Genomic DNA, 26,882 nt, shown 5'->3' with positions numbered 1-26,882 from the left:
ATCTGGATCGTACCCTCGCATAAAGTCGGTTCCAATCAGCTCTCGATGCGTCGCGGCTTGGCGCAGGACATCGTCGTGTGATCGCTCACCGGCGTCACCACGGGCACGCCGACAACGGTGTCATCGGGCTGGTGGACGGTGCGGGTCAGGGTTGCCAGCGACGCCATCAGCGCCGGGCCCGCCACACGTGCCGCGGTGGCGACATGCGTCACGTCGAACCGCGGATGGCTGACGATCATTTCGACGACCAGCGCGAACCCGGCGATTCCAAGCGTACGCTTGCGGGATTTGATCGACATTTTGCGAAACTTGAACGCCATGAGGGCTCGCGAGGCTGGAGACGGATGCACGCGCCGGATGGCGTGTGCCGACGAGTCGTCGTCACGCACCAAGATACGCGCGACTGTGGCGAAACGGTTCGCACCGCGGACAACAATGCTCGCAACCGATCACGTTGTGCGGAGTCCGTCGTGATGCCTGCGCGATGGCGTTAACCAACCAAATTCCACGCGACGGCAACGCAATCGGGCGACCTTTCGTCTAGTTTTATTGTCCGCGACAGATGCGGTAGCCTGTTCCCGGGAATCCACTTTCGCAGCATCTGCTGCGACGTGGATTGGGCAAAAAAACAAGAAGGCGTTGCGATCCGGCGACAGGCGCTACGGCGCTCCCCGCCCGCTCCGGGATCGCGACAGGCAATGAGGAAATGCAATGACCAAGAGCTTCGTCCGCGCGCTCGGCGCAATCGCGATCACGCTGGCGGCCGGCACTAGCGCACAGGCGCAGAACTGGCCGAACAAGCCGATCCGCATGATCGTTCCCTACACTGCCGGCGGCTATACCGACCTGATGGCGCGCCTCGTTTCCGAGAAGATGGCAACCGCGCTGGGCCAGACCATCGTGATCGAGAACAAGCCGGGCGCCAATGCCGCCATCGGCACCGATGCCGTCGCCAAGGCGGCGCCCGATGGCTACACCTTCGGAACCGTGATCGCAGCACACTCGGTCAACCCGACGCTGAATCCGAAGCTGCCCTATGACGCGATGAAGGATTTTACCTATGTGTCGCTCACGTCGGTTGCGCCGCTGATCCTGATCGCGACGCCGTCGCTGCCGGCCAAGGACATGAAGGAATTCATCGCGCTCGCAAAATCGAAGCCTGGCCAGCTCAACTTCGCATCCAGTGGCATCGGCTCGGCTGCGCATCTGACCATGGAAATGCTGAAGAGCCGCGAAGGCATCAATCTGCAGCACATCCCGTATAAGGGCACGGCCGGCGCATTGCAGGACACGGTCGGCGGCCAGATCAATGTGATGTTCGACGTCATCGGTCCGCTGATGTCGCAGGTGAAGTCCGGTAATGCCCGTGCGCTCGCCGTGGCGGCGAAGGAGCGTGTGGCGGCTGCGGGTGACGTCCCGACCATGACCGAAGCCGGCGTGCCCGACTTCGTCTCCGGCACCTGGTCCGGCATCATCGCGCCTGCGGGAACGCCGAAGGAAATCGTCGATCGCGTTGCCGCCGAAGCCAAGAAGGCGCTCGCGGATCCCGAACTGAAGAAGAAGCTCGACGATCAGGGCATCGTGCCGATGGGCACCAGCCCGGACGAGTTCAAGACCTTCGTCACCGGCGAAATCGCGCGCTGGAAGAAGGTTGCGACCGACGCCAACATCAAGCTCGAGCAATAAGCACCGCGAGATCATTCCGGGGCACGCGCCCCGGAATGATCGTTACCTAATCGTCGCCCGCCACGGGGACTTCGCCATGACGAAAGCAGCCGCAGCCGTCTCTCCGTCTGCCCTGATCGATGCCCGCATTCGCGAACTCGGTGACTGGCGCGGCGCCATGCTGGCGCATGTGCGTGCGCTCATCAAACAAAGCGTTCCAGATGTCGTCGAGGAATGGAAATGGCGGGGCGTTCCCGTGTGGGAATGTGACGGCATCATCTGCACCGGCGAGACCTACAAGAGCGCGGTGAAGCTCACTTTCGCCAAGGGTGCAGCACTCGACGATCCCACCGGCCTGTTCAACGCCAGTCTCGACGGCAATGTCCGGCGTGCCATCGATCTGCATGACGGCGACAGCATCGACGAGAACGCCTTCAAGGCGCTGATCCGCGCAGCGGTCGCGCTCAACGCCAGCAAGCCGCCGAAGCGCAAGCCTAAGTAACGGCCCGTCATCGCGTCTCCGTGATCGCGACGCCTCAGTTCCTCCTTGAGCCCTCCGTCCAAATCGCGCTTCAATCGGGACGTTCAAAGGCCAACAAGAAAATCAGGACGGGAACCCCCATGAAGAAGCTGACCACGGCGCTGTCGGCGTCGGTGCTTGCACTTACCCTGTCGGTATCGGGTGCACATGCCCAGACCGTGAAGGACTTCCTCGCCCAGGTGATGGCGAAATGGACGGCGCCCTATGAGCCGTTCCAGCTAATCGACAACATCTATTATGTCGGCACCGATGGCCTCGCCATCTACGTCATCAAGACCTCCGGCGGCCTGATCCTGATGGACACCGGCGTTCCGCAGTCCACCGGCATGATCAAGGATCACATCAAGAAGCTCGGCTTCAAGGAGGGCGACATCAAGCTGATCCTGAACACGCACGCGCATTTCGACCACACCGGTGGCTTCGCCGAAATCAAAAAGGATACCAGCGCACAACTTATCGCAGGCGAGCGCGACAAGCCGTTGCTCGAGCAAGGCACCTATCCCGGCGACGAGCAGAACAGGGATATCGGCTTTCCTCCGGTGAAGGTCGATCGCACCGTGAAGGACGGCGACAAGGTCACGCTCGGCGACACCACCCTCACCGCTTACGCGACGCCGGGCCATTCCCCGGGCTGCACGAGCTGGAGCATGACGGTGAAGGACGGCGGCCAGGATCGCAACGTGCTGTTCTTCTGCAGCGGCACGGTGGCGCTGAACAAATTGGTCGGACAGCCGACTCATGCCGGCATCGTCGATGACTATCGCGCGACCTATGCCAAGGTGAAGGCGATGAAAATCGACGTGTTCCTCGGCCCGCATCCGGAAGTCTACGGCATGCAGGCCAAGCGCGCGGCGATGAAGGACGGCGCGCCAAATCCGTTCGTGAAACCCGGCGAGAACGTGACCTATGTGTCGGCGCTCGAGCAGGATTTTGACAAGCAACTCGCAAAACAAACGGCCGCCCTGCAGAAGCAGTGACGCACATTCATCATCGAACGACGTCGCGACGTCGTGCCCCGCTACCGCTCGCAGCATATGCGTCGCCGGTTCCATGTGGACGGCATGCTGTGCAGGCGGGTTCCATGTAGCACGCACCAACTGATCACCGAACAATGCCTGCATTTCGAAAGTGATTTGCAGGTTGATATGAGTTCATCGGTGCGGGCCTCGTCGCCCTGTTCGTTCTCTATGTGGTCGATCACTACAGCGCCAACGGTCGCTACACGGCGGCAATTACCTCGCTGGTCAAACGCGTGATGTAGTCGGGCTTCGGCTGCGAGCCAAATGCCGCATCACCATGCGGTTGTTTGCGGCGTCGATCGGCAGATACTCATGGGACACCGATGGAGATGTCCCATGATCCTCAGCTGCCCATGCAATGCCGTTCAGATTCGCCTCTCCGCTGACCCGATCTCGCATTTCTGGTGTCACTGCGCCGACTGCCAGACCGTGCATGGTGCAGCCTATGTGGCGGAGGCGATCTATCCCGCAGATGGCGTCGAGCTCGTTAGCGGAGACACGACGACCTTCACTCTGAAGCGGACACCCCGGGTCAATTGCGCCAAATGCAGCACGCGCGTCCTCATCGAATTGCCGGAGATCGGCATGCGCTCCGTCAGCGGCTATCTGCTCAAGGAAGCCTTCGCGCCGACCCTGCATATCCATTGCAGCAGCGCGGTTGCGCCGGTGAAGGATGGGCTGCCGCATTACGCCAATATGCCGGCTGCCTTCGGTGGCGACGACAAACTGGTCGATTGGTAGAAATTGGCCCCTTCCCAGACTTGAATGCAATTGCATCGATCCCCACCTGTGCCGGATAACCCGATCGTGCCCGGAGCCGACAATGACCGATGCCCCCTATACGCCGCCGAAAGTCTGGACCTGGGACAAGGAGAATGGCGGCGCCTTCGCCTCCACCAATCGGCCGATCGCCGGGCCGACCCACGACAAGGAGCTGCCGGTCGGCAAGCATCCCTTCCAGCTCTATTCGCTGGCGACCCCGAACGGCCAGAAGGTCACGATCATGTTCGAGGAGCTGCTCGCAGCCGGCCACACCGGCGCCGAATATGATGCCTGGCTGATCAAGATCGATGGCAACCAATTCGGTTCCGGTTTTGTCGATGTCAATCCGAATTCCAAGATTCCGGCCTTGATGGACCGCAGCGGCGACAAGCCGTTCCGCGTGTTCGAATCCGGCGCCATCCTCATGCATCTCGCCGAGAAGTTCGGCGCCTTCCTGCCGAAGGATGGTCCTGCGCGCGCCGAGACCCTGTCCTGGCTGTTCTGGCAGATGGGCAGCGCCCCGTTCCTCGGCGGCGGCTTCGGTCACTTCTATGCCTATGCCCCGTTCAAGATCGAATATGCCATCAACCGCTATGCGATGGAGACCAAGCGCCAGCTCGACGTGCTGGATCGCCAACTCGCCAACAATGAATTCATCGCGGGCAAGGACTACAGCATCGCCGACATGGCGATCTTCCCCTGGTACGGCGCCCTTGCCGAAGGCGTGATCTATGGCGATGCCGGCACCTTTCTCGACGTGCAGAGCTACAAGAACTTTCAGCGCTGGGCCAAGGCCATCGGTGCCCGCCCTGCCGTGAAGCGCGGCCGCATGGTCAACAAGGCGTCGGGCGATCCGGCGGGCCAGCTCCGCGAGCGTCACGATGCCGGTGACTTCGCCACCAAAACGCAGGACAAGATCGAGGCGCAGGGCGCCAAAGGTTGATCTGACGAGGCTTGGTCCTCACGCCGAACCAACGAAAAAGCCCCGCTCACGCGGGGCTTTTTGCATATTGCGAGCTGTCGCGCGCGGGCTCAGCCCTTCATGCACTTATCGACGGAGCTCTTCTTGGCAGCGCCGGAGAGCGCCTTGCCTTCGGCACTCTTGGCGTTGTCTTCGCAGCACTTCTTCATGTGGCTGGTCTTGGCCGCGCCGGCCAGCGGCTTGCCGTCGGCGCTCACGGCCTTGCAGGCCTGGGCGAAAGCGGGGCTGGCGGAAAACAGGCTGAGCACGACGAGGACAGACAGGCGTTTCATGGAGCGACTCCCGGTTTGTTGGAGTTGCAGCCTAGCCGAACCGGTAGTTCCCGCAATGCCGGCGATCCATCACCGGCTTACCATTCTGAGAGCATGATCCCGAAAAGTGGATACCGGTTTTCGGATAAGATCATGCTCTGACAAATAAAAAACCAGAGTTGGCTTCATCGCAGATGAATCCAACTCTAGACGGCATGACGGGGCCGCGCGATCTCGCCCCGCGTGGTGGCGATGCCCATTTCGAAACTGTCGGCGATGCGGCGGGCGCGGATGATGAACATCTCGGCCACCTCGGCCGGAAAGATCTCATGCACGGTGGGCTCGAACAGCTGCAGCCAGCGGTCGAAATGCTCGCCCTTGAGCGGCAGCATCAGATGCGGCCGCATCGGGCGGCCATTGTAGCGGCCCGTCTTCAGCATCATCGATGACCAGAAATCGGCGATCTGCGCGATATGGTGATCCCAGTCGGCCACGGCGGCATTGAAGATCGGCCCGATCAGATCGTCCTCGCGCGCGCGGCCATAGAAGGTCCGCACCAGCAGCGTGATATTCTCTTCATTGATCGCCGGATGGAAAATGCCGAAGGGATTGGTCTGGGGCTCGCTCATGCCCGCTGATGTAGGTCACGGCGCCCCCGCCGGCAACCATGGACCGCCCCGGAATTGATCTGGCGCAACCCGCGGACGGAATTGCGGCCCCCTCAATGCACCGTGGCGCTGGAGAACACATTGATGACGATCACGCCCGCGACGATCAGGCCGAGGCCGCACAGGGCCGCCGGATCGAGTTTCTGGCCCTGGAAGGCCCAGGCGATGCCCGTCACCAGCACGATGCCGACGCCCGACCAGATCGCATAGGCGACGCCGGTCGGGATGTCGCGCAATGCGATCGAGAGGAAATAGAACGACACGGCATAGCCGACGACGGTGACCAGGGATGGCCACGGCTTGCTGAAGCCGTCCGACAGTTTGAGGAAACTGGTCGCCAGCACTTCGCAAAGGATCGCGACCGTCAGATAGAGATAGGTCATCACCCGCGTCCCATCTTTCGCGGTGCGCGCTGCGCGACCGGCGCCCGCTCCAGATAGTCGCGATGGATGGCCTGCACGGTGACGCGCTCATCGAATTTCACACGCACGCTGCTCGGCGTCCCCATCCCCACGATCACGCCCTCGCGCGCGCCATAGGTTGGATGCCGCGCGAGACCAAGCGGGCTCATGCGCACGCGGTCGCCATAAGTGAGCCAGTCCGGATCGAGATCGGGTGCTTCGAAAATCATGCGACGCATGGCCAACTCCTTACAATGATGTCGATCCCGGCGCGGCCGCCGCGTGCTCATCGACCGGCGCTTCGGGCCGCTTGCGCCCCGGCATGCGTTTCAGCACGAAGACGTAGAACACCGGCACGAACAGCACCGCGAGCACGGTGGCCGAGATCATGCCGCCGAGCACACCGGTGCCGATGGCGTTCTGGCTGCCGGCGCTGGCGCCGGTGGCGATCGCCAGCGGCGTCACGCCGAGGATGAAAGCCAGCGACGTCATCAGGATCGGCCGGAAACGGATATAGGCCGCCTCGATCGCCGCCTCGCGCAGCGACTTGCCTTCGGCATGCAGCTCCTTGGCGAATTCCACGATCAGGATCGCGTTCTTTGCCGACAGGCCGATGATCGCGATCAGGCCGACCTTGAAATAAATGTCGTTCGGCATGTCGCGCAGCATCACCGCGAGCAGCGATCCGATGATGCCGAGCGGCACCACCAGCATCACCGAGAGCGGGATCGACCAGCTCTCATACAGCGCCGCCAGCAACAGGAAGACGAAGAGCACGCTGAGACCGAGCAGGAACGGCGCCTGGTTGCCGGATTCGATCTCCTGCTGCGACTGCCCGGCCCACTGGAAGCCGAAACCATCCGGCAACTGACCGACCAGCCGTTCCATCTCCTTGATCGCGTCACCCGACGAGAAGCCCGGCGCGGCATCACCGGCGATGCGAATCGACGGATAGCCGTTGAAGCCGACCACCTGCACCGGCCCCTTCGCCCATTCCGTGCGCGCGAAAGCCGACAGCGGGACCATGCCGCCGCTGGCGTTACGGACATTCAGCTTGAGCAGGTCGTCCGCCTGCATGCGGCGTTCGTCCTGGGCCTGAATGGTGACGCGCTGCATGCGGCCGGCATTCGGGAAGTCATTGATGTAGGACGAGCCGAGGCTTGCCGACACCGTCGCATTGATGTCGGCAAAGGACACGCCGAACGTATTCGCCTTTTCGCGGTCGATCACGAGATTGAGCTGCGCCGAATTCGACAGCCCCTCGATACGCATGCCCACCAGCACCGGGCTCTTGCCGGCTGCGGCCATCAATTGCTCCGCCGCAGCGGATAGCGATGCCGATCCGCGGCTGCTGCGATCCTGCAGGCGGAAGGTGAAGCCGGTGGAGTTGCCGAGACCTTCGATCGGCGGCGGCGACAACGCGAAGGCCATGGCATCGCCGATCTTGGCGAATTCGGCATTGGCGCGTTTCACGATCTCCGGCGCGGCATCCTTAGCCTTGCGCTCGCTCCAGTCCTTCAGCGTCGGGAATGCAAGGCCCGAACTCAGGCCGTTGCCGGAGAAGCTGAAGCCGAGCACGGTGAACATGCTGGCGACGCCCTCCTCCTTCAGGAACACGCTCTCGACCTGCTTCACGGATTCCAGCGTGCGCGACTGGCTCGCTTCGGGCGGCGCCTGGATGTCGGTGATCACATAACCCTGATCTTCCGTCGGCAGGAAGCCCGATGGCAGCCGCACATAGGCCCAGCCGAGACCGACCAGCAGCGCGAGATAGACGACCATCATGCGGCCGGTGCGATTGGTGACCCAGCCGACCGTTCCCCGATAGCTGCCTGCGAGGCGATCGAAGCCGCGATTGAACCAGCCGAAGAAGCCGCCCTTCTCGTGATGCCCCTTCGGGATCGGCTTCAGGAACGTCGCGCATAATGCCGGTGTGAGCGTCAGCGCGAGGAATCCCGAGAACAGGATCGACACCACCATGGTGAGGCTGAACTGCCGGTAGATGATGCCGACCGCGCCGGGGAAAAACGCCATCGGCACGAACACCGCCGTCAGCACCACCGTGATGCCGACGATGGCGCCGCTGATCTGCTTCATGGCCTTGATGGTCGCCGCGCGTGGCGACAATCCCTCCTGCGCCATCAGTCGCTCGACATTCTCCACCACGACGATGGCGTCGTCGACGAGGATGCCGATCGCCAGCACCATGGCGAACATGGTCAGCACATTGATCGAGAACCCGGTCGCGAACATCACCGCACAGGTGCCAAGCAACGCGATGGGCACCACGATGGTCGGGATCAGCGTGTAGCGGAAGTTCTGCAGGAACAGGAACATCACGATGAAGACGAGACCGATCGCCTCCGCCAGCGTGTGCAGCACCTTCTCGATCGACGCCTTGACGAAAGGCGTCGTGTCATAGGGAATTTCGTAGGTAAGCCCCTTCGGAAAGAACTTCGACAGCTCCTTCATCTTGGCGTTGACGGCTTCCGACGTCGCCAAGGCATTCCCCGTCGCCGACATCTGCACGCCGATGGCGGCCGCCGGCTTTCCGTTCAGGCGGCTGGCGAAATTGTAGTCCTCGCCGCCAATCTCGACACGCGCGACATCGCGCAGCCGCACCGACGAGCCGTCGCGATTGGCGCGCAGCACGATGGCACCGAACTCGTCGGGCGACCCGAGCTGTCCCTTGACCAGTACCGGCGCCGAAACTTCCTGCGACACCGGATTGGGCGTCGCACCGATACGACCGGCCGAGACCTGCGCATTCTGCGCGGTGATCGCGGCCGTGATGTCCGACGATGTCAGGCCGAGGCCCAGCATCTTATCGGGATCGATCCAGACGCGCATCGAGCGCTGGGTGCCGAACAGTTGCGCCTTGCCGACACCGGGCACGCGACGGACTTCGCTGAGTACGTTGCGTGTGATGTAGTCGCCGAGCGCGATACTATCCATGCTGCCATCGGTGGTCTGCATGGAGATGAACATCAGGAACGCGATCGAGCCTTCCTCGACGATGATGCCCTGCTGGGTCACCGCGCGCGGCAGCCGCGACTCCACGCGGCGGATGCGGTTCTGCACATCCACCGTCGCCTGCGCGATGGTGGTGCCCGGCTGGAAGGTGACATCGATCTGGATGGCGCCGGTCGCGTCTGCCGTCGACTCGAAATACATCAGGCCGGGAATGCCGTTGAGCTGATCCTCGATCAGCCGCGTCACGCCCTGATAGATCTCCTCGGCCGAAGCACCGGGATAGCTGGTCGTGACGGCGATGCGCGGCGGCGCGATGTTCGGATATTGCGCCACCGGCAAATTCGGAATCGCCAGCACGCCGGCGATCATGATGAAGATGGCGACCACCCAGGCAAAGATCGGCCGTGCGATGAAAAAATTCGACATAAGATCGCGCCTTACTTCGCTGCCGTCTGGCTACGCCACGGCTTCGCATCGACGGTGGCGCCGGGCGCGAGTGTCTGGAAACCTTCCACGACGACGCTGTCGCCAGCCTTCAACCCATCTCTGATGATCCAGCGACCGTTCACGAGACGCGACGGCGTCACGTTGCGCAGCTCGGCCTTACGCTCGGCATTGACGACATAAAGCTGCGCCTGCCCGCCGGGGTCGCGCTGCAGCGCGCGCTCCGGCACCGCTAGCGCATCCTTCTGCTCGCCCTGCACGATTTGCACGCGCACATACAAGCCCGGCAACAGGTCGCCGTCCGGATTGGGGAATTCGCCACGCAGCGTGACCTGCCCCGTCGTCGCATCGACCGCGGCTTCGGAAAACAGCAGGCGTCCCTGCTGCGCATATTCCGAACCGTCGTCGAACCGGAGGCGGACATCGGCGGCATCGCCCCCCTGCGCCTTGACGCTTGCTTGCGCGGCGCGCTTGAGCGTCAGCAATTCATTCGCGGATTGCGTGAAGTCGGCATAGACGGGTTCGAGCTGCTGGATGGTGGCGAGGCTCTCGCTGCCGCCGACGCTGACCAGCGCGCCTTCGGTGATCAGCGCGCGGCCGATGCGGCCGGTGATGGGCGCACGGACCTCGGTATATTGCAGATCGAGCTGCGCGGTTTCGAGGCCCGCGCGCGCCGACATCTCGTCGGCCTCGGCCTGCGCGAGTTCGGCGACCGCGCGGTCGTAGAGCTGGCCCGTGGTGACGTCGCGTTCTTTCAGCTGCGTCTGCCGATCCGCCTGCTGCTTTGCCAGCACGCGCGTCGCCTCGGCACGCTGCAAGGCCGCCTTGGCACTGGTGACGCGGACGCGGAACGGTGCGGGATCGATGCGATAGAGCACATCGCCTTCGCGGACGATGGTGCCCTGCTTGAAGACCCGCTCCACTACTATGCCGGCAACCCGCGGCCGCACCTCGGCGATCCGAGTCGGCGCGATACGGCCCGGCAGGTCGTTGACGATCCGCAGCGTTTCCGGCGCCACCGTCACCACCCCCACCGACGTTACCGGCGCGGCCTGCTCGGCGCCGGCCTGCTTGCCGTCGCCGCAGCCGCCCAGCATCAAGGTAACTGCCAGCGCACCGCCCATGCGGATGTAAAACGCTTTATCTTTAATCACTTATGCCACCATCAAAGAAAACGCCGGAGCTGGCCCGAAGGCGCTCACGGCGGGAAACTGCATCAGGTCATTGACTCGGATTCGAAACATACCATCTGGTTGGTTTGCATTTCAAGCTGATTTTTCGCAACGCAGCAAAGCACGATCCCGTGAGCGATACCGCTTGCAACCAGGAGCCCCGCCCGGCCAGATGCCCCGATGACCGAAGGCCACGAACGCAAGAAGCAACCCGAACTGGTCCGCCGCGCGCTGATCGACTGCGCGGCGCGGCTTGCAACCGAATGCGGCCTGCAGGCCGTCACGGTGCAGGCGGTGGCCGATGCAGCCGGCGTCACCAAAGGCGGCCTGTTTCATCACTTCCCCAACAAGCAGGCGCTGATCGAGGCGGTGCTGAAGGATCAGCTCGACCGTTTCGATGCCGTTATTGAAGCAACACTGGCACAGGACGGTGACAGCTATGGCTGCTTCACCCGCGCCTATGTGATCGCCAATCTTGCAATGGCCGACTACGCCCCGGCGCTCGAATCCACCTGCATCGCGCTGATCACGGACCCGGTCGCACGCATCCACTGGTCGGACTGGCTGCGCGCTCGCCTCGAGCGCCATCGCACCACGGATGCGGCGCCCGAACTGGAAATCGTCCGCTATGCCGCGGATGGCATCTGGCTCGCGGACCTGCAGCAGGTGCCGGCCGACCTGCGCATTCCCCGCGATCAGTTGCGCACGCGGTTGCTCGCCATGACGGTCAGATGATCAGCGACCGCCCCCAAAACTGCTCTTGATCTGGTGCAGCAGGGTCAGCACCCAGCAGAGTGCAAACGATCCGGCGAGACCGTAACCGGTGCGGCGATCGATCAGCGACAGGCCGGTCCACAGATAGACGCGATAGAGCCAGAGCCCGGCAAGGCCGACGCCGAGCAGGCACACCAGCAGTTTCACAAAACGCGCATTGGCGACGCCGACTGCGGCGAACAGAATGGTCAGCGGGATCAGGAAGAGCTGACAGACGGCAATCAGGCTTTCGTTCACGGACGGCTCCAGAGCAGCGATCGAGGAATCGCGACCGCGACTCATCACGCGCACCCTAATCAGCGAATTTGAAACAAATGGTTGCCTGTCGTCAGGCGGCTTCGGCCGCGGCGACACCGGCCCGGCGGATCAGCTTCAGGCTCGCATGCAGCCGCAGGCTGCGCTTGCCGGCGAGCGCCGTGGCGTCGAGTTCGGCGCCCTCGGCGTCGCAGGTGCCGGAAAAACCGATGCCGATCTCATAGCCGCCGAACACGGGCACTTCGCCCAGCGACGGCGTATGTTCCTGATTGAGAATCTCGCCCTTCCAGCGGCCGTCGGCCGAGGAATAGGCGCCGAGATAGTAGAACGAGGCATCGCCGCCGAGGATGCGGCCGTCCTGCAGCAGCATCACGCCGGTCAGCCCGCCATCGATGCCATCGAGGGTGCGCAGCTGCATGGAATACAGACCGTTGGCGATGCCGCCCTCGCCGATCTCACCGGCCGGCGGCAGCTCGCTGTCGTCGAGATTGGTCATCAACGACCGGAAGCGCGCGCCAGGCATCTGCGGTGATCCACCTTCGAACCGATAGGTGTCACCGCAGGCACGGCCGGTCACGCTGATCGTCGCCACGTCCTGGCCGAGCAGCGACTGGTAGTCGGGCTCGAAACAGTGCCGGCGGCTTTCGATCTCGGCGACCAGCTGATCACCCTCGAAGCGGTAGGTTCCGATATGCGCAAAGCCGGAATTGCCGCCGAGCATCTTGCCGTCGCCGACATACATCACGCTGCGCCCGAGCGCCTCGTTGACGTGATACTCGCACTTGTAAAATCCGGTCCGCACCGACCATTCCCCACTGCGCTTTTCGCAATATAGGCGATATCGTGCAGTGAAGGAAAGCGCAGGTTGTCAGCTTGGGACGATTCCGGCGGCTTTGATCACCGGAAGCAGGCGTGTTTCTTCCTTGTCACGGTATGTCGTGATCTCGGCGGTTGAAGTCGGGAACGGCTGCGCGCCAAGTTCGGCATATTTCGCCACCAGCGCTGGATCCTTCAGCGCCTTGAGCGCCAGCTCATTGATCCGCGCCACCATATCCGCCGGCATGCCGGCCGGGCCGCACAGGGCCACCCAGGAGGTCAGCTCGTAGCCCGGCAGGATTTCGCCGACTGCCGGAACGTCGGGGATCGCCGGGCTGCGGTTGGTGGTCGTCACCGCCAGCGCGCGCACCGCGCCATCCTTGATCTGTTGCAGCGAGCCCGGAAGATTGTCGAACAGCGTATCGACGCGCCCGGCCAGGAGATCGACCATGGCGGGATTACCGCCTTTATAGGTGATGTGCTGCAGATCGATGCCGGCTGCGCTCTTCATCATCTCGCCGGACAGATGCAGCGTCGTGCCAATGCCGGGCGAGGCGTAGCTGTATTTGCCGGGGCTCGCCTTCGCCAGCGCGATGAATTCCTTCAGATCTTTCACCGGCAGGTCCTTCTTCACCACCAGCACATTCGGCAACTGCCAGAGCCCGCTGATGAAGGTGAAATCCTTGCCCGCCTGATAGGGCAGCTTGGCATAGGTGCCGACAGCGATGGCATTGGTGGCGATCGAGCCCATGCCGAGACCGTAGCCGTCCGGCTGCGATTTCGCGACCGCATCGGCGCCCAGAACGCCGCCGGCCCCGCCGCGGTTCTCGACCACGAATTGCTGGCCGGTCATCTCGCTCATCTTCTGGCAGAAGATACGCGACAGCGTGTCAGTCGCGCCACCGGCGGCAAAGCCGACGACATAGCGCACGCTGCGGTTGGGCCACGGGGCCTGTGCCATGGCGACATGCGGAGCGGCGACGGTGGCTCCAAGCACAGCGAGTGCATGGCGGCGAGACATGGTGAGGCGATCGGTCGTCATGTTTCTCTCCCAAAATCCGCGCGCCGTGATGCCGCAAGAATTGCGGCATCCGGAATTTTTGTGCGCGTGATGTTTTACGTGAGAGACAGTCTGAGCCTCACTTGTGCGTTGTCAACGCGGCGTGCGCGCGCGGCTCGCCGTCATGCGATGCCGGAGCCAGCGGCGCGTTCTGGTCCACCGTCGCTTCGCCATGCTGGGTCAGCGGACGGTTGCCAGACATGGCGCGCAGCAGCACGTAGAACATCGGCGTGAAGAAGATGCCGAAGGCGGTCACGCCGATCATGCCGGCAAACACCGCAACACCCATCGCATGGCGCATTTCCGAGCCTGCGCCCGTCGATGTCACCAGCGGCACCACGCCCATGATGAAGGCCATCGACGTCATCAGGATCGGCCGCAGACGCAGGCGGCTGGCCTCGATGGCGGCCTCGATCGGCTTGCGTCCGGCGAATTCCAGCTCGCGGGCAAATTCCACAATCAGGATCGCGTTCTTCGCCGACAACCCTACAAGGACGATCAAACCAATCTGGGTGAAGACGTTGTTGTCGCCCTTGGTGATCCACACGCCGAACATGGCGGCGAGCAGTCCCATCGGCACGATCATGATGATCGAGAGCGGCAGCGTCAGGCTTTCGTATTGCGCCGCGAGCACCAGGAACACGAGCAGCAGCGCCACGGGAAACACGATCAGCGACGAGTTGCCGGCGATGATTTCCTGATAAGTCAGTTCGGTCCATTCGAAGTCGATGCCCTTCGGCAGCGTCTCCTTGGCCACGCGTGCGACGGCATCCTGCGCCTGCCCCGTCGAATAGCCGGGTGCAGCACCACCATTCACGTCGGCGGACAGGAAGCCGTTATAGCGCATGGCGCGTTCCGGCCCTGCACTTTCCTTGACGCGCAGCAGCGTCGACAGCGGGATCATCTCGTTGCTGTCCGAACGCACTTTCAACTGGCCGATATCATCGGCCCGCGCACGATACTTCGCGTCGGCCTGTACGCGCACCGAATAGGTGCGGCCGAATTTGTTGAAGTCGTTCACATAGAGCGAACCGAGATAGATCTGCATCGTGTCGAAGATCGAGGTCACCGGCACATTGAGCTGGCGCGCCTTGGTGCGATCCACATCCGCATAGAGCTGCGGCACGTTGATCTGGTAGCTCGAGAACAGGCCGGCCAGCTCCTTCTGCTGCATGGCCTTGCCGATAAACGCCTTGGTGGCGTCGTTCAGGGCCTCATAGCCGAGACCGGCGCGATCCTCGATCTGCAGCTTGAAGCCACCGATGGTGCCGAGGCCGGCGACCGGCGGCGGCGGGAACATGGCGATGAACGCATCCTGCATGCCCGCATATTTCTTGTTCAGCGACAGCGCGATGGCATTCCCCGACAGCGCCTTGTCCTTGCGCTCGTCGAACGACTTCAGGCCGATGAACACGATGCCGGAATTCGACGAGTTGGTGAAACCATTGATCGACAGGCCCGGGAACTGGATCGCATTCTCGACACCCGGCTCTTTCAGCGCGATGTCGCCCATCTTGCGGATCACCTCTTCGGTGCGATCCAGCGTGGCGCCATCAGGCAGCTGCGCGAAGCCGACCAGATACTGCTTGTCCTGGCCGGGCACGAAGCCGCCCGGCACGGCGTGGAACAGATAGCCGGTGACGCCCACCAGCGCGAGATAGAGGCCCATCACGACGGCACGGCGCGAGATCACGCGTTTCACGCCGCCACCATAGGCATCCGAACTTTTCGCGAAGAAGCGATTGAAGCGGGCGAAGAACCAGCCCAGCGTCTTGTCCATGAACCGCGTCAGCGCATCCTTCGGCGCGTCATGGCCCTTCAGCAGCAAGGCCGCCAGCGCCGGCGACAGCGTCAGCGAGTTGAAGGCGGAGATCACCGTCGAGATCGCCACCGTCAGCGCGAACTGCTTGTAGAACTGCCCGGTGAGACCGGTGATGAACGCCAGCGGCACGAACACGGCGACCAGCACAAGCGCAATCGCGATGATCGGCCCGGTCACCTCGCGCATGGCCTGATAGGCCGCGTCCTTGGGATTCAGCCCGCGTTCGATATTGCGCTCGACATTCTCGACCACGACGATGGCGTCGTCGACCACGATGCCGATGGCCAGCACCAGGCCGAACAGCGTCAGCGCATTCACCGAGAAGCCGAACACATGCATGATGGCGAAGGTGCCGACCACCGAAACCGGCACCGCGATCAGCGGAATGATCGAGGCGCGCCAGGTCTGCAGGAACAGGATGACCACCAGCACCACCAGCGCGATGGCTTCCAGCAACGTGTGGATCACCGCCTCGATGGAAGCGCGGACGAATTGCGTGGGGTCGTAGACGATATCATAGGCGACACCGTCCGGCATGTTCTCCTTCAGCTCCTTCATCGTCTTGCGGACATTGTCGGAGATCTGGATGGCGTTGGAGCCCGGCGACTGGAAGATCGGGATCGCAACCGCGGACTTGTTGTTCAGCAGGGAGCGCAGCGCGTAATCGGCAGCACCAAGTTCGATGCGGGCAACGTCGCGCAGCCGCACCACTTCGCCATTGTCGCCATTCTTGACGATGATTTCGCCAAACTCTTCTTCGGTCTGCAAACGTCCCTGCGCATTGACGGAGAGCTGGAGGTCGAGGCCGGGCTCATTGGGCGAACCGCCCACCTGCCCGGCTGCCGCCTGCACGTTCTGCGCACGGATCTCGCGCACCACATCGCCCGGCGACAATCCGCGTTCGGCGACCTTCTGCGGATCGAGCCAGACGCGCATGGAATAGTCGCCCGAGCCGAACAGCTGCACCTGGCCGACGCCCTCGATGCGCGCAAGGCGATCCTTGACGTTGAGCACGGCGTAATTGCGCAGATAGGTCATGTCGTAGCGGTCGTTCGGCGACAGCAGATGCACGACCATGGTGAGATCAGGCGCACTCTTGATGGTGGTCACGCCGAGCGCGCGCACTTCCGCCGGCAGCCGCGGCTCGGCCTGCGAGACGCGGTTCTGCACCAGCTGTTGCGCCTTGTCGGGATCGGTGCCGAGACGGAACGTGACGTTCAGCGTCATGCGGCCATCGGTAGTCGCCTGGCTGCTCATATAGAGCATGTTCTCGACGCCGTTGATCTGCTCCTCGATCGGCGTCGAGACGGTTTCCGCGATCACCTTCGGATTGGCGCCGGGATAATTCGCCGTCACCACCACGGTCGGCGGCGCCACTTCGGGATATTCCGAAATCGGCAGCACCGGCATCGCCAGCAGGCCCGCGAGGAAGATCACGGCCGACAACACGCCGGCAAAGATCGGGCGATCAATGAAGAAACGGGAGAAATTCATGGCTGATATCCGATGCGATCTGCCCCGTCAGGGCGCAGGAGACTGTCGCGGTCCCGAATGGCGACCGCGCTAAAGTCCGAAAATGTACGAACGAGCCTCCCGCGCGAATGGCGGAAGGCGAAAGATCAGTTCTGGGCGACGGCCTTGTTCTGCGGCAACGATGCGGAATTCATCGCGACCATCTCGGGCTTGATGGTGACGCCCGGACGCACGCGCTGCAGACCGTTGACGACGATGCGCTCGCCCGCCTTCAGCCCGCCGACAATGATGCGCATGCCATCGACGGACGCGCCGAGTTGCACTTCGCGATATTCGGCCTTGTCCTTGCCATCGACGACCATCACGAACTTCTTGTTCTGGTCGGTGCCGACCGCGCGCTCGCTGATCAGCAGCGTCTGCTCCGGCTTCGGCTGGCCCATCGAGAGCCGCGCGAACTGGCCCGGCATCAGTCGGCCATCGTGATTGTCGAACACGGCGCGCACGCGCACGGTGCCCGAGCGCGGATCGACCTGATTGTCGATGAACTGCATGCGGCCTTTCAGTGGCGCGCCGTCAGTGATGGTCGTCATCTGGACGGGAATGCGGTCGATATCGCCCGGCGTCTTTTCATCCGCGAGCGTCTTCAGCGCCCGCGACACCACCTGCTCGTCGGCATTGAAGCTCGCATAGACCGGATTGACCGACACCAGCGTCGTCAGCAGCGGCGAAGACGGCCCCGCAGCGATCAGGTTGCCCACGGTGATCTCGACCTTGCCGACGCGGCCCGACACCGGCGCGCGGACTTCCGTGTAGCTGAGATTGAGCTCGGCGGTCTTCAGCGCGGCTTCCATCGCAGCCAGGTTGGCTTCAGCCTCATGGAAAGCGTTCGACCGGTTATCGAGATCGCGCTGCGTGATGCTGGAGCTGGTCAATTGCTGGCCGCGGCCGAAATCGGCCTTGGTGAGGATCAGGCGCGCCCGCGCGGCAGACACCTGCCCCTGGGCGCGATCGACTTCGGCGGCGTAGAGCGCGGGATCGATCTGCACCAGCAGATCGTCCTTCTTCACCAGCGCGCCCTCGCGAAAATGGATCGACTGCACGGCGCCGGCAACGCGAGAACGGATTTCCACCCGCTCGATCGCCTCGAGGCGGCCGGAGAATTCGTCGGACGGCGTGGTCGCCTTGGCTTCCACCAGCGCCACAGATGCGGACACGGCGGGCGGTGCCGGCGGCGCCGTCTCGGCCTGCGCGGCGTAATTCGACAGGTCCATCAAGGCTGCGCCACCACCAATTACCACCGAAACCGCCATAATTCCGGCGCCGAGCGCGATATGTCGAGCAAGAGAATAGGCCATTGTGAACCCCGTGTGACGTTTCGGGCCTTGAAAAGCCCTTGAATTCCAATACTTAAGGAGAGCATCACGGCGATGGCGACCCGATTCCGGGATTCCACGCTGCGACGCACACATCCGTAACGTCCGGTATAGATGGACTATCGACTTCCACTGTCAAGGGACATATCTACTGAACGGTAGAAATCTTTGGAGGGCCCGTCATGGCAATGGGACGTCCCCGCGAATTTGATGTCGACAGCGCGCTCGACCTCGCGCTGCATGTGTTCTGGCGCAAAGGCTACGAAGGCGCGTCGATGGCCGACCTCACCGAGGCGATGGGCATCACGAAGCCCAGCCTCTATGCGGCATTCGGCAACAAGGAAGAGCTGTTTCGCAAAGCGCTCGATCGCTATGTCGATGGCCCCGGCGCCTATTTTCGCACGGGTCTGGAGAAGACGACTGCGCGCGGCGTGGTCGAACACATCCTCTATGAGTCCGTGAATGCCGTTACCGATCCTAACAATCCGGGCTGCCTCGCTGTGCAAGGCGCCCTGTGCTGCGGTGAAGCCGCCGAGACCATCAAGCAGGAGCTGACGAGCCGCCGTAACAAGGGCGAGCTGGACCTGCGTGCGCGCTTCGATCGCGCCGTCGCCGAAGGCGATCTGCCCGCCGATGCCGATGCGGGCGATCTCGCGCGCTACATTTCCGCGATCCTGCAAGGCATGGCCGTGCAGGCCGCTGGCGGCGCACCGCGTGAACAACTGCGCAAACTCGCCGATATGGCGATGCGAAGCTGGCCACCGGTGTAATAGTAGCACTGCGCCCGTTCGCCGACAGCGTCTTAATGCTTCGGTAACGCGGGCTGCCAATTGTCGGTCACACTGTGCCCGGTATGATCTCCGCCGGACACTGGGACTTGGTGACGGACGGTGCGATGCAGGTAAGCGATATCAGGGAGAGCGAACGTCTGACGTCGCTCGACAGCTACGACATTCTCGACACGCCGCCCGAGGAAGCCTTCGACCGCATCACCCGTCTCGCGCGCCACATCTTCGATGTGCCGATGTCGACCATCAGCCTGATCGACGGCCATCGCCAGTGGTTCAAGTCGCGTCAGGGTTTCGATGCCTGCGAAACGTCTCGCGATTCAGCTCTGTGCAATTTCACCATTCGCGAAACGGCACCGCTGATCATTCCGGACGCTTTGGCCGATCCACGCTTTCGCGATCATCCGGCCGTCGTCGGCGATCCCCATGTCCGCTTCTATGCGGGGGCGCAGCTGCGCGCACCGGGCGGTCATGCGATCGGCACGCTGTGCGCCTTCGATGCGCAGCCGCGCGACGTCAGCGCGGCGGAAGTCGCGATGCTGCAGGATCTCGCCGGCATCGTGCTCAGCGAGCTCGAACTCCGCGCATTGGTGATGCAGGACAGCCTTACCGGCGCGCTGTCGCGGCGCGCGCTGCGCGACGAGGCCACGCGCGGCATCACGCTCGCGGTGCGCCATGGGCACAGTTTCAGCGTGATCATGTTCGACCTCGATCACTTCAAGGCCATCAACGACAATAACGGCCACGACATCGGCGACCGCGTGCTCGCTGCCTGCGTCAAAGCCTGCCAGAACCTGTTGCGCAAGGCCGACGCCATCGGCCGCGTCGGCGGCGAGGAATTCGCCATCGTGCTGCCGCACACCAACCGCGCCGATGCGCAACTCGTGGCCGAGAAGGTGCGCGAGGCCATTGCCGGCGTCACCGTGATGGGCGCCGATGGTCCGCTCAGGGTTTCGGCCAGCCTCGGCATCGCCACGCTGGAGCGCACCGCCTCCGACATCGACGAATTGCTGCGCCGGGCCGATGCGGCGATGTATGAGGCCAAGCAGACCGGCCGCAACCGCTGCATCGCCTGGCGCACGCCGGAAGTCGCGGCCGACCTGATGCGCCGCGTCTTCAAGGCCGGCCACATCACCTTCAATGCCGGCCACTCCACCATCGACTGCACCGTACGCGGCCTGTCGGAGATGGGCGCCAGCATCGACGTGTTCAGCACCACCGACATCCCCGAACGCTTCAAGCTCAGCATCCCCGTCGATCACCTCTCCCGCGCCTGCCACGTGCTCGGCAAACGCGAGAAGCATCTTGATGTGGTGTTCGACTAGCCGTCTATGCATTCCGAGCTATACTAGTAAAACACTCCGTCGCCGCAGCGAAGCGTCACCCTCCCCTGCAGGGGGAGGGTCGCTCGCGCAGCGAGCGGGGTGGGGTGACAGCGCCACAGCGAGGCTCCATGGTCTCAGCATCGCTCCGCCGCGCAGCGGCAAAGAACTTGCGAGCCAACACGACGCCGCACGAACGCGCTTTGTGGCGCGCTCTGAAAGACATGCCGGTCGCCGGAAGTCATTTCCGACGTCAGGCGCCGATCGGTCCCTATGTCGTCGACTTCGTCTGCCCGGCCGCACATCTCATCATTGAACTCGATGGCGGCCATCACAATGAAGATGAACAGGCACGCCGTGACCTCATCCGGCAGCGCTGGCTCGAAGCCGAGGGATATCGTGTCCTGCGCTTCTGGAATTCGGAGATCGCGACAGAGATGCCAGCCGTGCTCGATCGGATCTACATCGAACTGCATGGCGGACGTGACGCCGAGCCGGCGCCATTGAAGCATCGACGGCGCGTGTGGCGGAGGACGGTCACCCCACCCCGCTGAACGCTGTCGGCGATGCTTCGCATCGCCTGCGTTCAGCGACCCTCCCCCTGCAGGGGAGGGCTAAAAGCGTCACGATCACATGATTGAGATCGCCGCCGGGCGCATTGCAGCCTCCCCGCACAGGATTTGCGTTCGCGCACCGAACCATGGCACTCCTCGACATATTGCATCGCAATATTTCCTCGGGAGAGATTCCATCCGTCCGTCATTGCCCATCCTCGCCCTCGCCGCCGCATCCTTTGGCATTGGAACCACCGAATTCGTCATCATGGGCCTCCTCCCCGATGTGGCGCGCAGCCTCGGGGTGACCATCCCGCAGGCCGGCTATCTCGTGTCGGGCTATGCGCTCGGCGTCGTGGTCGGCGCGCCACTGGTGGCGATGGCGACGGCCGGCATGCCGCGCAAGTCCGCATTGCTCGGGCTGATGGCACTGTTCACCATCGGCAATATCGGCTGCGCCATCGCGCCGGACTACTGGCTGCTGATGCTGGCGCGCGTCGTCACCTCATTCGCCCATGGCGCCTTCTTCGGCATCGGCGCGATCGTCGCCAGCAATCTGGTGCCGCGCGAACAGCGCACCCAGGCGGTGTCGCTGATGTTCGCCGGCCTCACCCTCGCCAATGTGCTCGGCGTGCCGTTCGGCACCGCGCTCGGCCAGGCCGCCGGCTGGCGTTCGGCCTTCTGGGCCGTGGTCGTGATCGGCGTCATCGCCTTCATCGCCATCTGGCGTTACGTGCCGTCGGGCATGCCCGGCACACGCGGCGGACTCGGCCGCGAATTCCGCGCGCTCGGACGCTGGCCGGTGCTGCTGCCGATGCTGATTTCGACCACCGCCTCGGTCAGCATGTTCAGCCTATTCACCTACATCACGCCGTTGCTCGAAGAGGTCACGGGCCTGACGCCGCATGGCGTCACTGGCGCGCTGCTGGCGATCGGCGTCGGCCTCACCATCGGCAACCTGATCGGCGGCCGCCTCGCCGACAAGAATCTGCTGTCCACCGTGATCGGCGCCTTCATCTGCCTTGCGGTCGTGCTCGGCCTTCTATCCCTCGCAGCGCAATTCGTGATCCCGACCATCACCCTGCTGGTGCTATGGGGCGGCATCGCCTTCGCGCTGGTCTCGCCATTGCAGATCTGGGTGGTGGACGCCGCCACCGATGCGCCGAATCTCGCCTCGACACTCAATCAGGGTGCGTTCAATCTCGGCAACGCCACCGGCGCCTGGATCGGCGGCATCGCATTGAATGCCGGCGTGCATTATGGCCAACTGCCGCTGCTTGCTGCCGGTGTCGCGCTGGCCGGACTCGCGATGACGCTGACGCGCTTGATCAATCGCAGCGATTGTCCGGCGCAGGTCAGTCCGGCCGAGTAGATTGCCGGCTTCCGGCACGGCCGGCATGGCCGTGCCTGCTCTTTTCAAGGAATTCACTGTGGCGCTCGGGCGCGATACGTTTGCTTTCACCGCATTTCTGGGCACCCTCACCGCGCTGCCGCCACTGTCCATCGACATGGGCCTGCCCGGCCTTCCCGCCATCGAGGCGACATTCGCTGACGCCGGCGGCCGCGGCCCGCTGACGCTCAGCCTGTTCATGGCGGGATTCGCGATCTCGCCTCTGATCTGCGGCCCGCTGGCCGATCGCTTCGGCCGCCGCGCTATGTTGCTCGACGGCCTGTTGCTGTTCTCGCTTGCCGCCGGCGCCTGCGCGCTCGCGCCGAATTTCTCCGTGCTGCTCGCCTGCCGCCTGCTGCAGGGCTTTGCCGCCGGCGCCTGCGCCATCCTGCCCATCGCCATCGTGCGTGATCTGTTCGTCCACGGCGCCGCGCGGCAAAAGCTGTCGCAGATCGCAGCCGTGCTCGGCATCGCCCCGATGCTCGCGCCGGTGCTGGGCGGCTGGGTGATGACCGTCAGCGACTGGCGCGCAATCTATGCAGCACAGGCCGCGGTCGGCCTCATCCTGCTCGTCGTCGGCGCCATGGGTCTCGCGGAATCCCAGCCGGTGGAAAGCCGCCGCTCGCTCAATCCGCGCCAACTCGCCGAAAGCTATCGCTTCGTGCTCACCGATCGCAGCTTTGTCGGCTATGCGCTGCTCTATGCCTGCGCCTTCGCCTGCATGTTCGCTTTCATCTCCGGCGCGCCGTCGGTCCTGATCGGCAGTCTCGGCCTCTCCACGACCAGTTTTTCGCTGCTGTTCGGCCTGACATCCTGCGGCGTGCTGGTGGCGTCGCTGATCTCGGGTCGCCTGAGCAAGCACAATGTCTCGTCGCGAAAGATCATCGCCTTCGGCCTGTTGCTGATGGTGGCGAGCGCGCTCCTGGCGCTCGTGCTGGTCCCGCTCGGCGCGGTGACGGTGGCGACGCTGACACCGATGATGGCGCTCACCATCTTTGCCTTCGGCATGCTCGCGCCCTCGACCAACCATGAAGCGCTGGCGAACCTGCCGCATGTGGCGGGATCGGCCGCCGGCGTCATGCGCTGCACCCAGATGGTGATGGGCGCCTTCGCCAGTGCCATGGTCGCCGTGCTGGAGCCGTTCGGCCATCCCGCATTGGTGATGACCGGCCTGATGGCCGCCATGGCCATTGTCGCGGGCGCGATCTATCTTTGGGTGCTTCCCGCAACCAAAGCGGGAACCCATCATCGATAGACGGAGCCACGACCGATGCAGCGCAAAATCGTCGTCATCACCGGAGCGGCCGGTGCGCTTGGCCGGGTGGTCGCCGATCGTGCATTGGAGGACGGCGCCACCGTCGCGGTGATCGATCACGGCCACAACGACATTCCCTCGACGCCGCAGCGCCTGCAGATCGGCGGCGTCGATCTCGCCGACGCCGCACGGGCTGCCAAAGCCATTGGAGAGGTGATCGCGCAGTTCGGACGCATCGATGTGCTGATCAACATTGCCGGCGCGTTCAGGTTCGAAGCCATTGCCGATGGCGACAATGCGAGCTGGGAGACGATGCATCGCCTCAACCTGCTCACGGCGCTCAACACATCGCGCGCGGCGATCCCGCATCTGGTGACATCGAGCGCCGGGCGGATCGTGAATATCGGCGCCATCGGCGCGCTGGAGGCAGGCAGCGGCATGGGCCCCTATGCTGCGTCGAAAGCCGGCGTGCACAGGCTGACGGAGTCGCTGGCGGCGGAGTTGAAGGGCAAGGTCACGGTCAATGCCGTGCTGCCCTCGACCATCGACACATCGGCCAATCGCCGCGACATGCCCGATGCGGATTTTGCGAAATGGGTGACGCCGGACGAGTTGGCCAGCGTGATTTTGTTTTTGGCCAGCGATGCGGCGAGTGCGGTGACCGGCGCATTGGTGCCGGTGCGCGGGCGGGTTTAGCGCTTCAGCTCCGTCATGCCCGGCCTTGTGCCGGGCATCCACGTTTTGAGCCCAGGCGAAGACGTGGATGGCCGGGACAAGCCCGGCCATGACGAGTTTTATTGATAGCGTAAGTAGCGAAAAGGAGAGCCTTCAGCCCTTGTTCTTCTTCTTCCCGAAAGCCGGCTTCTCGAACTTCGCAGCGCCTTCGCGCTTGGCCTTGGCCACGTAGGTCTTCTTTTCCTTGCGCGGCTTGTCGTGGAAGTCCGGCTTCTTGCCTTCGTACTTCTTGCCTTCGCCACGTGCCTCGAAGGGCTTCTTGCCCTCATAGCCGCCGTCACGCTTCGGCTTGCGATCGTCCCAGCTCGCGGACGGCTCGCGGGCGCGGTCGGCCTTCATCGGATCGTATTTCGGCTTGCGATCCGTGCGCGGCCGGTCGTCGAAGCTCTTCGCGGCATAGGGCTTGTCGCCACGCGGACGCTCGCGCGGTCCGTCTTCCTTCCACGACTTGCCCTTATAGGAATCCTTCGCCTTGAAATCCGGACGATCGCCATCGGACCGGAAATCGTCGCCGCCCTTGCGATGGCGCTTCGGCGGGAAGTCGCGATCGCCGCCGCCGCGCGGCATCGGGGTGATGGTGCCGCCTTCGGGGCCGTTCGGCAGCGCGTCGATGCGGATATTGTCTTCCTTGTCCGGGCGCTTGATCATGGTCACGAAGCGCTCGGCGGCAGCCGCTGAAATCTCGAACTCGGTAGCGCCATCATAGATCTTGATGGCGCCGACATCGTTCTTCTCGATGCCGCCGCGACGGCAGATCATCGGCAGCAGCCAACGCGCCTCGGCGTTTTTCTGGCGGCCGATGGCGGCGCGGAACCATTTTGCGCCCTCGCCCATCGGCTCGTTCTTCTTCGGCGTCTTGCGGACGGGGCCACCGTCCTCCGCCTTGCGACGGCTGCCGGCGCGGTCTTCGCGGTCGCGCGCACGGAACGTGCCGGGATCCTCGACCTCTTCGGGCGACGGCAGGCGCGAGCGATAGAGACGCGCCAACGCGGTCGCGATGGTCTCGGCCGGATGCCGCTCCAGCAGCTTCTTGGCGAACACCGCATCGTCTTCATTGGCCGCGTCGTCGAAAATCTTGTCCGACATCATGCGCTCTTCGTCGAGCACGCGGATCTCATCCACGGTCGGCGCAGCACCCCAGACAGCTTCGGTCTCGGCGAGCTGAAGCAGGAATTCAGCACGGCGGCGGCGCGACGGCGGCACCAGCAACACGCTGATGCCCTTGCGGCCGGCGCGGCCGGTGCGGCCCGAGCGATGCTGCATCACTTCGGGATCGTTCGGCAGTTCGGCATGGATGACGAGGCCGAGATTGGGCAGATCGATGCCGCGCGCGGCAACGTCGGTGGCGACGCAGATGCGGGCATGGCCGTCGCGCAGCGCCTGCAGCGCATGGGTGCGCTCGTTCTGCGACAGTTCGCCCGAAAGTGCCACGACGGAGAAGCCGCGCTCCAGCAACACGCCCTGCAGATGCTTCACGGCATTGCGGGTGTTGCAGAACACGATCGAGGTCGGCGATTCGAAATAGCGCAGCACGTTGACGACGGCATGGTCGACATCGTTCGGCGAGATGCGGATGGCGCGGTATTCGATGTCCGAATGGCCGCCTTCGCTGCCGGCGACTTCGATGCGGAAGGCGTTGTCCTGATACTGCTGCGCCAACTTGGCGATGCCGCGCGGCATGGTGGCTGAGAACAGCAGCGTACGGCGGCTTTCCGGCGTGGTTTCGAGGATGAACTCCATGTCCTCGCGAAAGCCCATGTCGAGCATCTCGTCGGCCTCGTCGAGGACGACGGCCTTGATCTGCGAAATGTCGAGACGGTTGCGGCGGAGATGGTCGCACAGTCGGCCGGGCGTGCCGACAACGATATGCGCACCAGCGGCAAGCGCGCGCTGTTCGGTGCGCGGGTCCATGCCGCCGACGCAGGAGACGACGCGGGCGCCGGCCTGGGCATAAAGCCAGGTCAGTTCGCCATGCACCTGCAGCGCCAGTTCGCGCGTCGGCGCCACGATCAGCGCCAGCGGCGCGCCGGCCTGCGGCAGCCGTTCGGCGCCTTCGAGCAGGTCGGCTGCAATCGCTAGGCCATAAGCGACAGTCTTGCCGGAGCCGGTCTGGGCGGAGACGAGAAGATCGCGGCCAACTGCTTCGTCGGCCAGCACGGCGGTCTGAACGGGGGTGGATTCGCGGTAGTTGCGCTCAGCCAATGCACGGGCGAGCGCCGGGGGCGTCGATTCAAAAGACACGGGATATGTAACCTTGGTTGCAGCAGGCCGCAGATTGCGGCCAGAACTCACAGGACTCATCGCCGTGACCGGCGATGCTCGACATCGAGATACATGGACCAAACGGAAACGAATCGGCCGTCCTTCATTTGACGGTCACGTCGGGT

At 63.7% G+C, this 26,882-nt stretch carries 25 protein-coding genes; 12 read left to right on the top strand and 13 right to left on the bottom strand.

Annotation, left to right across the window (positions count from 1 at the left end; genetic code table 11):
- Positions 1 to 35: 35 nt before the first annotated feature.
- A complete protein-coding gene (locus tag RPMA_RS13860) occupies positions 36 to 320 on the bottom strand; it encodes a hypothetical protein (RefSeq protein WP_211913335.1) in 285 nt (94 codons plus the stop codon).
- 391 nt (positions 321 to 711) lie between these two features.
- On the opposite strand from RPMA_RS13860, the gene RPMA_RS13855 reads away from it, so the two are divergent.
- The 5 genes from RPMA_RS13855 to yghU all read left to right on the top strand — a co-directional run bounded on the left by RPMA_RS13855 (position 712) and on the right by yghU (position 4,930).
- A complete protein-coding gene (locus tag RPMA_RS13855) occupies positions 712 to 1,686 on the top strand; it encodes a Bug family tripartite tricarboxylate transporter substrate binding protein (protein ID WP_211913334.1) in 975 nt (324 codons plus the stop codon).
- 76 nt (positions 1,687 to 1,762) lie between these two features.
- On the top strand, positions 1,763 to 2,167 hold the full coding sequence (locus tag RPMA_RS13850) for a DUF1801 domain-containing protein (RefSeq protein ID WP_211913333.1): 405 nt from the start codon (positions 1,763 to 1,765) through the stop codon (positions 2,165 to 2,167).
- Positions 2,168 to 2,286: 119 nt separating this feature from the next.
- Complete coding sequence (bla, locus tag RPMA_RS13845; RefSeq protein WP_211913332.1) at positions 2,287 to 3,183, top strand: subclass B3 metallo-beta-lactamase; 897 nt, start codon at positions 2,287 to 2,289, stop codon at positions 3,181 to 3,183.
- Between the two features lie 378 nt (positions 3,184 to 3,561).
- Positions 3,562 to 3,966, top strand: coding sequence for a GFA family protein (locus RPMA_RS13840; RefSeq protein WP_211913331.1), 405 nt, complete (start codon positions 3,562 to 3,564; stop codon positions 3,964 to 3,966).
- Between the two features lie 82 nt (positions 3,967 to 4,048).
- Positions 4,049 to 4,930: a glutathione-dependent disulfide-bond oxidoreductase gene (gene yghU, locus RPMA_RS13835; protein WP_211913330.1), complete on the top strand. Its 882-nt coding sequence runs from the start codon at positions 4,049 to 4,051 to the stop codon at positions 4,928 to 4,930.
- A gap of 89 nt (positions 4,931 to 5,019) precedes the next feature.
- On the opposite strand, the gene RPMA_RS13830 is transcribed toward yghU, so the two are convergent.
- From RPMA_RS13830 to RPMA_RS13805, 6 genes are all read right to left on the bottom strand, one after another.
- Positions 5,020 to 5,241 carry a hypothetical protein gene (locus RPMA_RS13830; protein WP_211913329.1) on the bottom strand — a complete coding sequence of 74 codons (222 nt, stop codon included), beginning with the start codon at positions 5,239 to 5,241 and terminating at the stop codon, positions 5,020 to 5,022.
- Between the two features lie 185 nt (positions 5,242 to 5,426).
- On the bottom strand, positions 5,427 to 5,849 hold the full coding sequence (locus tag RPMA_RS13825) for a group III truncated hemoglobin (RefSeq protein ID WP_211913328.1): 423 nt from the start codon (positions 5,847 to 5,849) through the stop codon (positions 5,427 to 5,429).
- A 92-nt stretch (positions 5,850 to 5,941) separates the two neighbouring features.
- Positions 5,942 to 6,271, bottom strand: a complete 330-nt coding sequence (locus RPMA_RS13820) for a DMT family transporter (protein WP_211913327.1) — start codon at positions 6,269 to 6,271, stop codon at positions 5,942 to 5,944.
- Complete coding sequence (locus RPMA_RS13815) at positions 6,271 to 6,528, bottom strand: hypothetical protein (RefSeq protein WP_249225671.1); 258 nt, start codon at positions 6,526 to 6,528, stop codon at positions 6,271 to 6,273. The genes RPMA_RS13820 and RPMA_RS13815 overlap by 1 nt, the downstream gene beginning before the upstream one ends.
- A gap of 10 nt (positions 6,529 to 6,538) precedes the next feature.
- Entirely contained in the window at positions 6,539 to 9,688 is a 3,150-nt protein-coding gene (locus RPMA_RS13810; protein WP_211913326.1) for an efflux RND transporter permease subunit, read from the bottom strand.
- 11 nt (positions 9,689 to 9,699) lie between these two features.
- Positions 9,700 to 10,830 (bottom strand): efflux RND transporter periplasmic adaptor subunit, encoded by a 1,131-nt coding sequence (locus tag RPMA_RS13805; RefSeq protein ID WP_211913652.1) that lies wholly within the window; start codon positions 10,828 to 10,830, stop codon positions 9,700 to 9,702.
- Between the two features lie 228 nt (positions 10,831 to 11,058).
- On the opposite strand from RPMA_RS13805, the gene RPMA_RS13800 reads away from it, so the two are divergent.
- Complete coding sequence (locus RPMA_RS13800; protein WP_211913325.1) at positions 11,059 to 11,613, top strand: TetR/AcrR family transcriptional regulator; 555 nt, start codon at positions 11,059 to 11,061, stop codon at positions 11,611 to 11,613.
- Here the strand turns inward: RPMA_RS13800 and RPMA_RS13795 are convergent, their stop codons facing one another.
- From RPMA_RS13795 to RPMA_RS13775, 5 genes are all read right to left on the bottom strand, one after another.
- Positions 11,614 to 11,934, bottom strand: a complete 321-nt coding sequence (locus RPMA_RS13795) for a hypothetical protein (RefSeq protein WP_249225670.1) — start codon at positions 11,932 to 11,934, stop codon at positions 11,614 to 11,616.
- A 46-nt stretch (positions 11,935 to 11,980) separates the two neighbouring features.
- Complete coding sequence (locus tag RPMA_RS13790; RefSeq protein ID WP_211913324.1) at positions 11,981 to 12,709, bottom strand: GrlR family regulatory protein; 729 nt, start codon at positions 12,707 to 12,709, stop codon at positions 11,981 to 11,983.
- 66 nt (positions 12,710 to 12,775) lie between these two features.
- On the bottom strand, positions 12,776 to 13,765 hold the full coding sequence (locus RPMA_RS13785) for a Bug family tripartite tricarboxylate transporter substrate binding protein (RefSeq protein WP_211913323.1): 990 nt from the start codon (positions 13,763 to 13,765) through the stop codon (positions 12,776 to 12,778).
- A gap of 97 nt (positions 13,766 to 13,862) precedes the next feature.
- A complete protein-coding gene (locus RPMA_RS13780; RefSeq protein WP_211913322.1) occupies positions 13,863 to 17,099 on the bottom strand; it encodes an efflux RND transporter permease subunit in 3,237 nt (1,078 codons plus the stop codon).
- Between the two features lie 125 nt (positions 17,100 to 17,224).
- Entirely contained in the window at positions 17,225 to 18,433 is a 1,209-nt protein-coding gene (locus RPMA_RS13775; RefSeq protein WP_211913321.1) for an efflux RND transporter periplasmic adaptor subunit, read from the bottom strand.
- A 200-nt stretch (positions 18,434 to 18,633) separates the two neighbouring features.
- Here RPMA_RS13775 and RPMA_RS13770 point away from each other — a divergent pair, with 200 nt between their 5' ends.
- The 6 genes from RPMA_RS13770 to fabG all read left to right on the top strand — a co-directional run bounded on the left by RPMA_RS13770 (position 18,634) and on the right by fabG (position 24,456).
- Positions 18,634 to 19,221 (top strand): TetR/AcrR family transcriptional regulator, encoded by a 588-nt coding sequence (locus tag RPMA_RS13770; protein WP_211913320.1) that lies wholly within the window; start codon positions 18,634 to 18,636, stop codon positions 19,219 to 19,221.
- A gap of 125 nt (positions 19,222 to 19,346) precedes the next feature.
- Positions 19,347 to 20,564, top strand: coding sequence for a GGDEF domain-containing protein (locus RPMA_RS13765; RefSeq protein WP_211913319.1), 1,218 nt, complete (start codon positions 19,347 to 19,349; stop codon positions 20,562 to 20,564).
- Positions 20,565 to 20,731: 167 nt separating this feature from the next.
- Positions 20,732 to 21,115, top strand: coding sequence for an endonuclease domain-containing protein (locus RPMA_RS13760; protein ID WP_328516577.1), 384 nt, complete (start codon positions 20,732 to 20,734; stop codon positions 21,113 to 21,115).
- A 208-nt stretch (positions 21,116 to 21,323) separates the two neighbouring features.
- Positions 21,324 to 22,487, top strand: coding sequence for an MFS transporter (locus RPMA_RS13755; RefSeq protein WP_408056530.1), 1,164 nt, complete (start codon positions 21,324 to 21,326; stop codon positions 22,485 to 22,487).
- Positions 22,488 to 22,512: 25 nt separating this feature from the next.
- Entirely contained in the window at positions 22,513 to 23,760 is a 1,248-nt protein-coding gene (locus RPMA_RS13750; RefSeq protein WP_211913316.1) for a multidrug effflux MFS transporter, read from the top strand.
- A 15-nt stretch (positions 23,761 to 23,775) separates the two neighbouring features.
- Complete coding sequence (gene fabG, locus RPMA_RS13745) at positions 23,776 to 24,456, top strand: 3-oxoacyl-ACP reductase FabG (protein ID WP_211913315.1); 681 nt, start codon at positions 23,776 to 23,778, stop codon at positions 24,454 to 24,456.
- Positions 24,457 to 24,588: 132 nt separating this feature from the next.
- Here fabG and RPMA_RS13740 read toward each other — a convergent pair whose 3' ends face one another.
- A complete protein-coding gene (locus RPMA_RS13740; protein WP_211913314.1) occupies positions 24,589 to 26,736 on the bottom strand; it encodes a DEAD/DEAH box helicase in 2,148 nt (715 codons plus the stop codon).
- Positions 26,737 to 26,882 lie beyond the last annotated feature (146 nt).

Source organism: Tardiphaga alba (assembly GCF_018279705.1).
In the GTDB taxonomy this organism is placed as follows: Bacteria; Pseudomonadota; Alphaproteobacteria; order Rhizobiales; family Xanthobacteraceae; genus Tardiphaga; species Tardiphaga alba.
The sequence above is the reverse complement of the archived record's forward strand: the minus strand, read 5'-3'. Positions and strand labels throughout refer to the sequence as shown.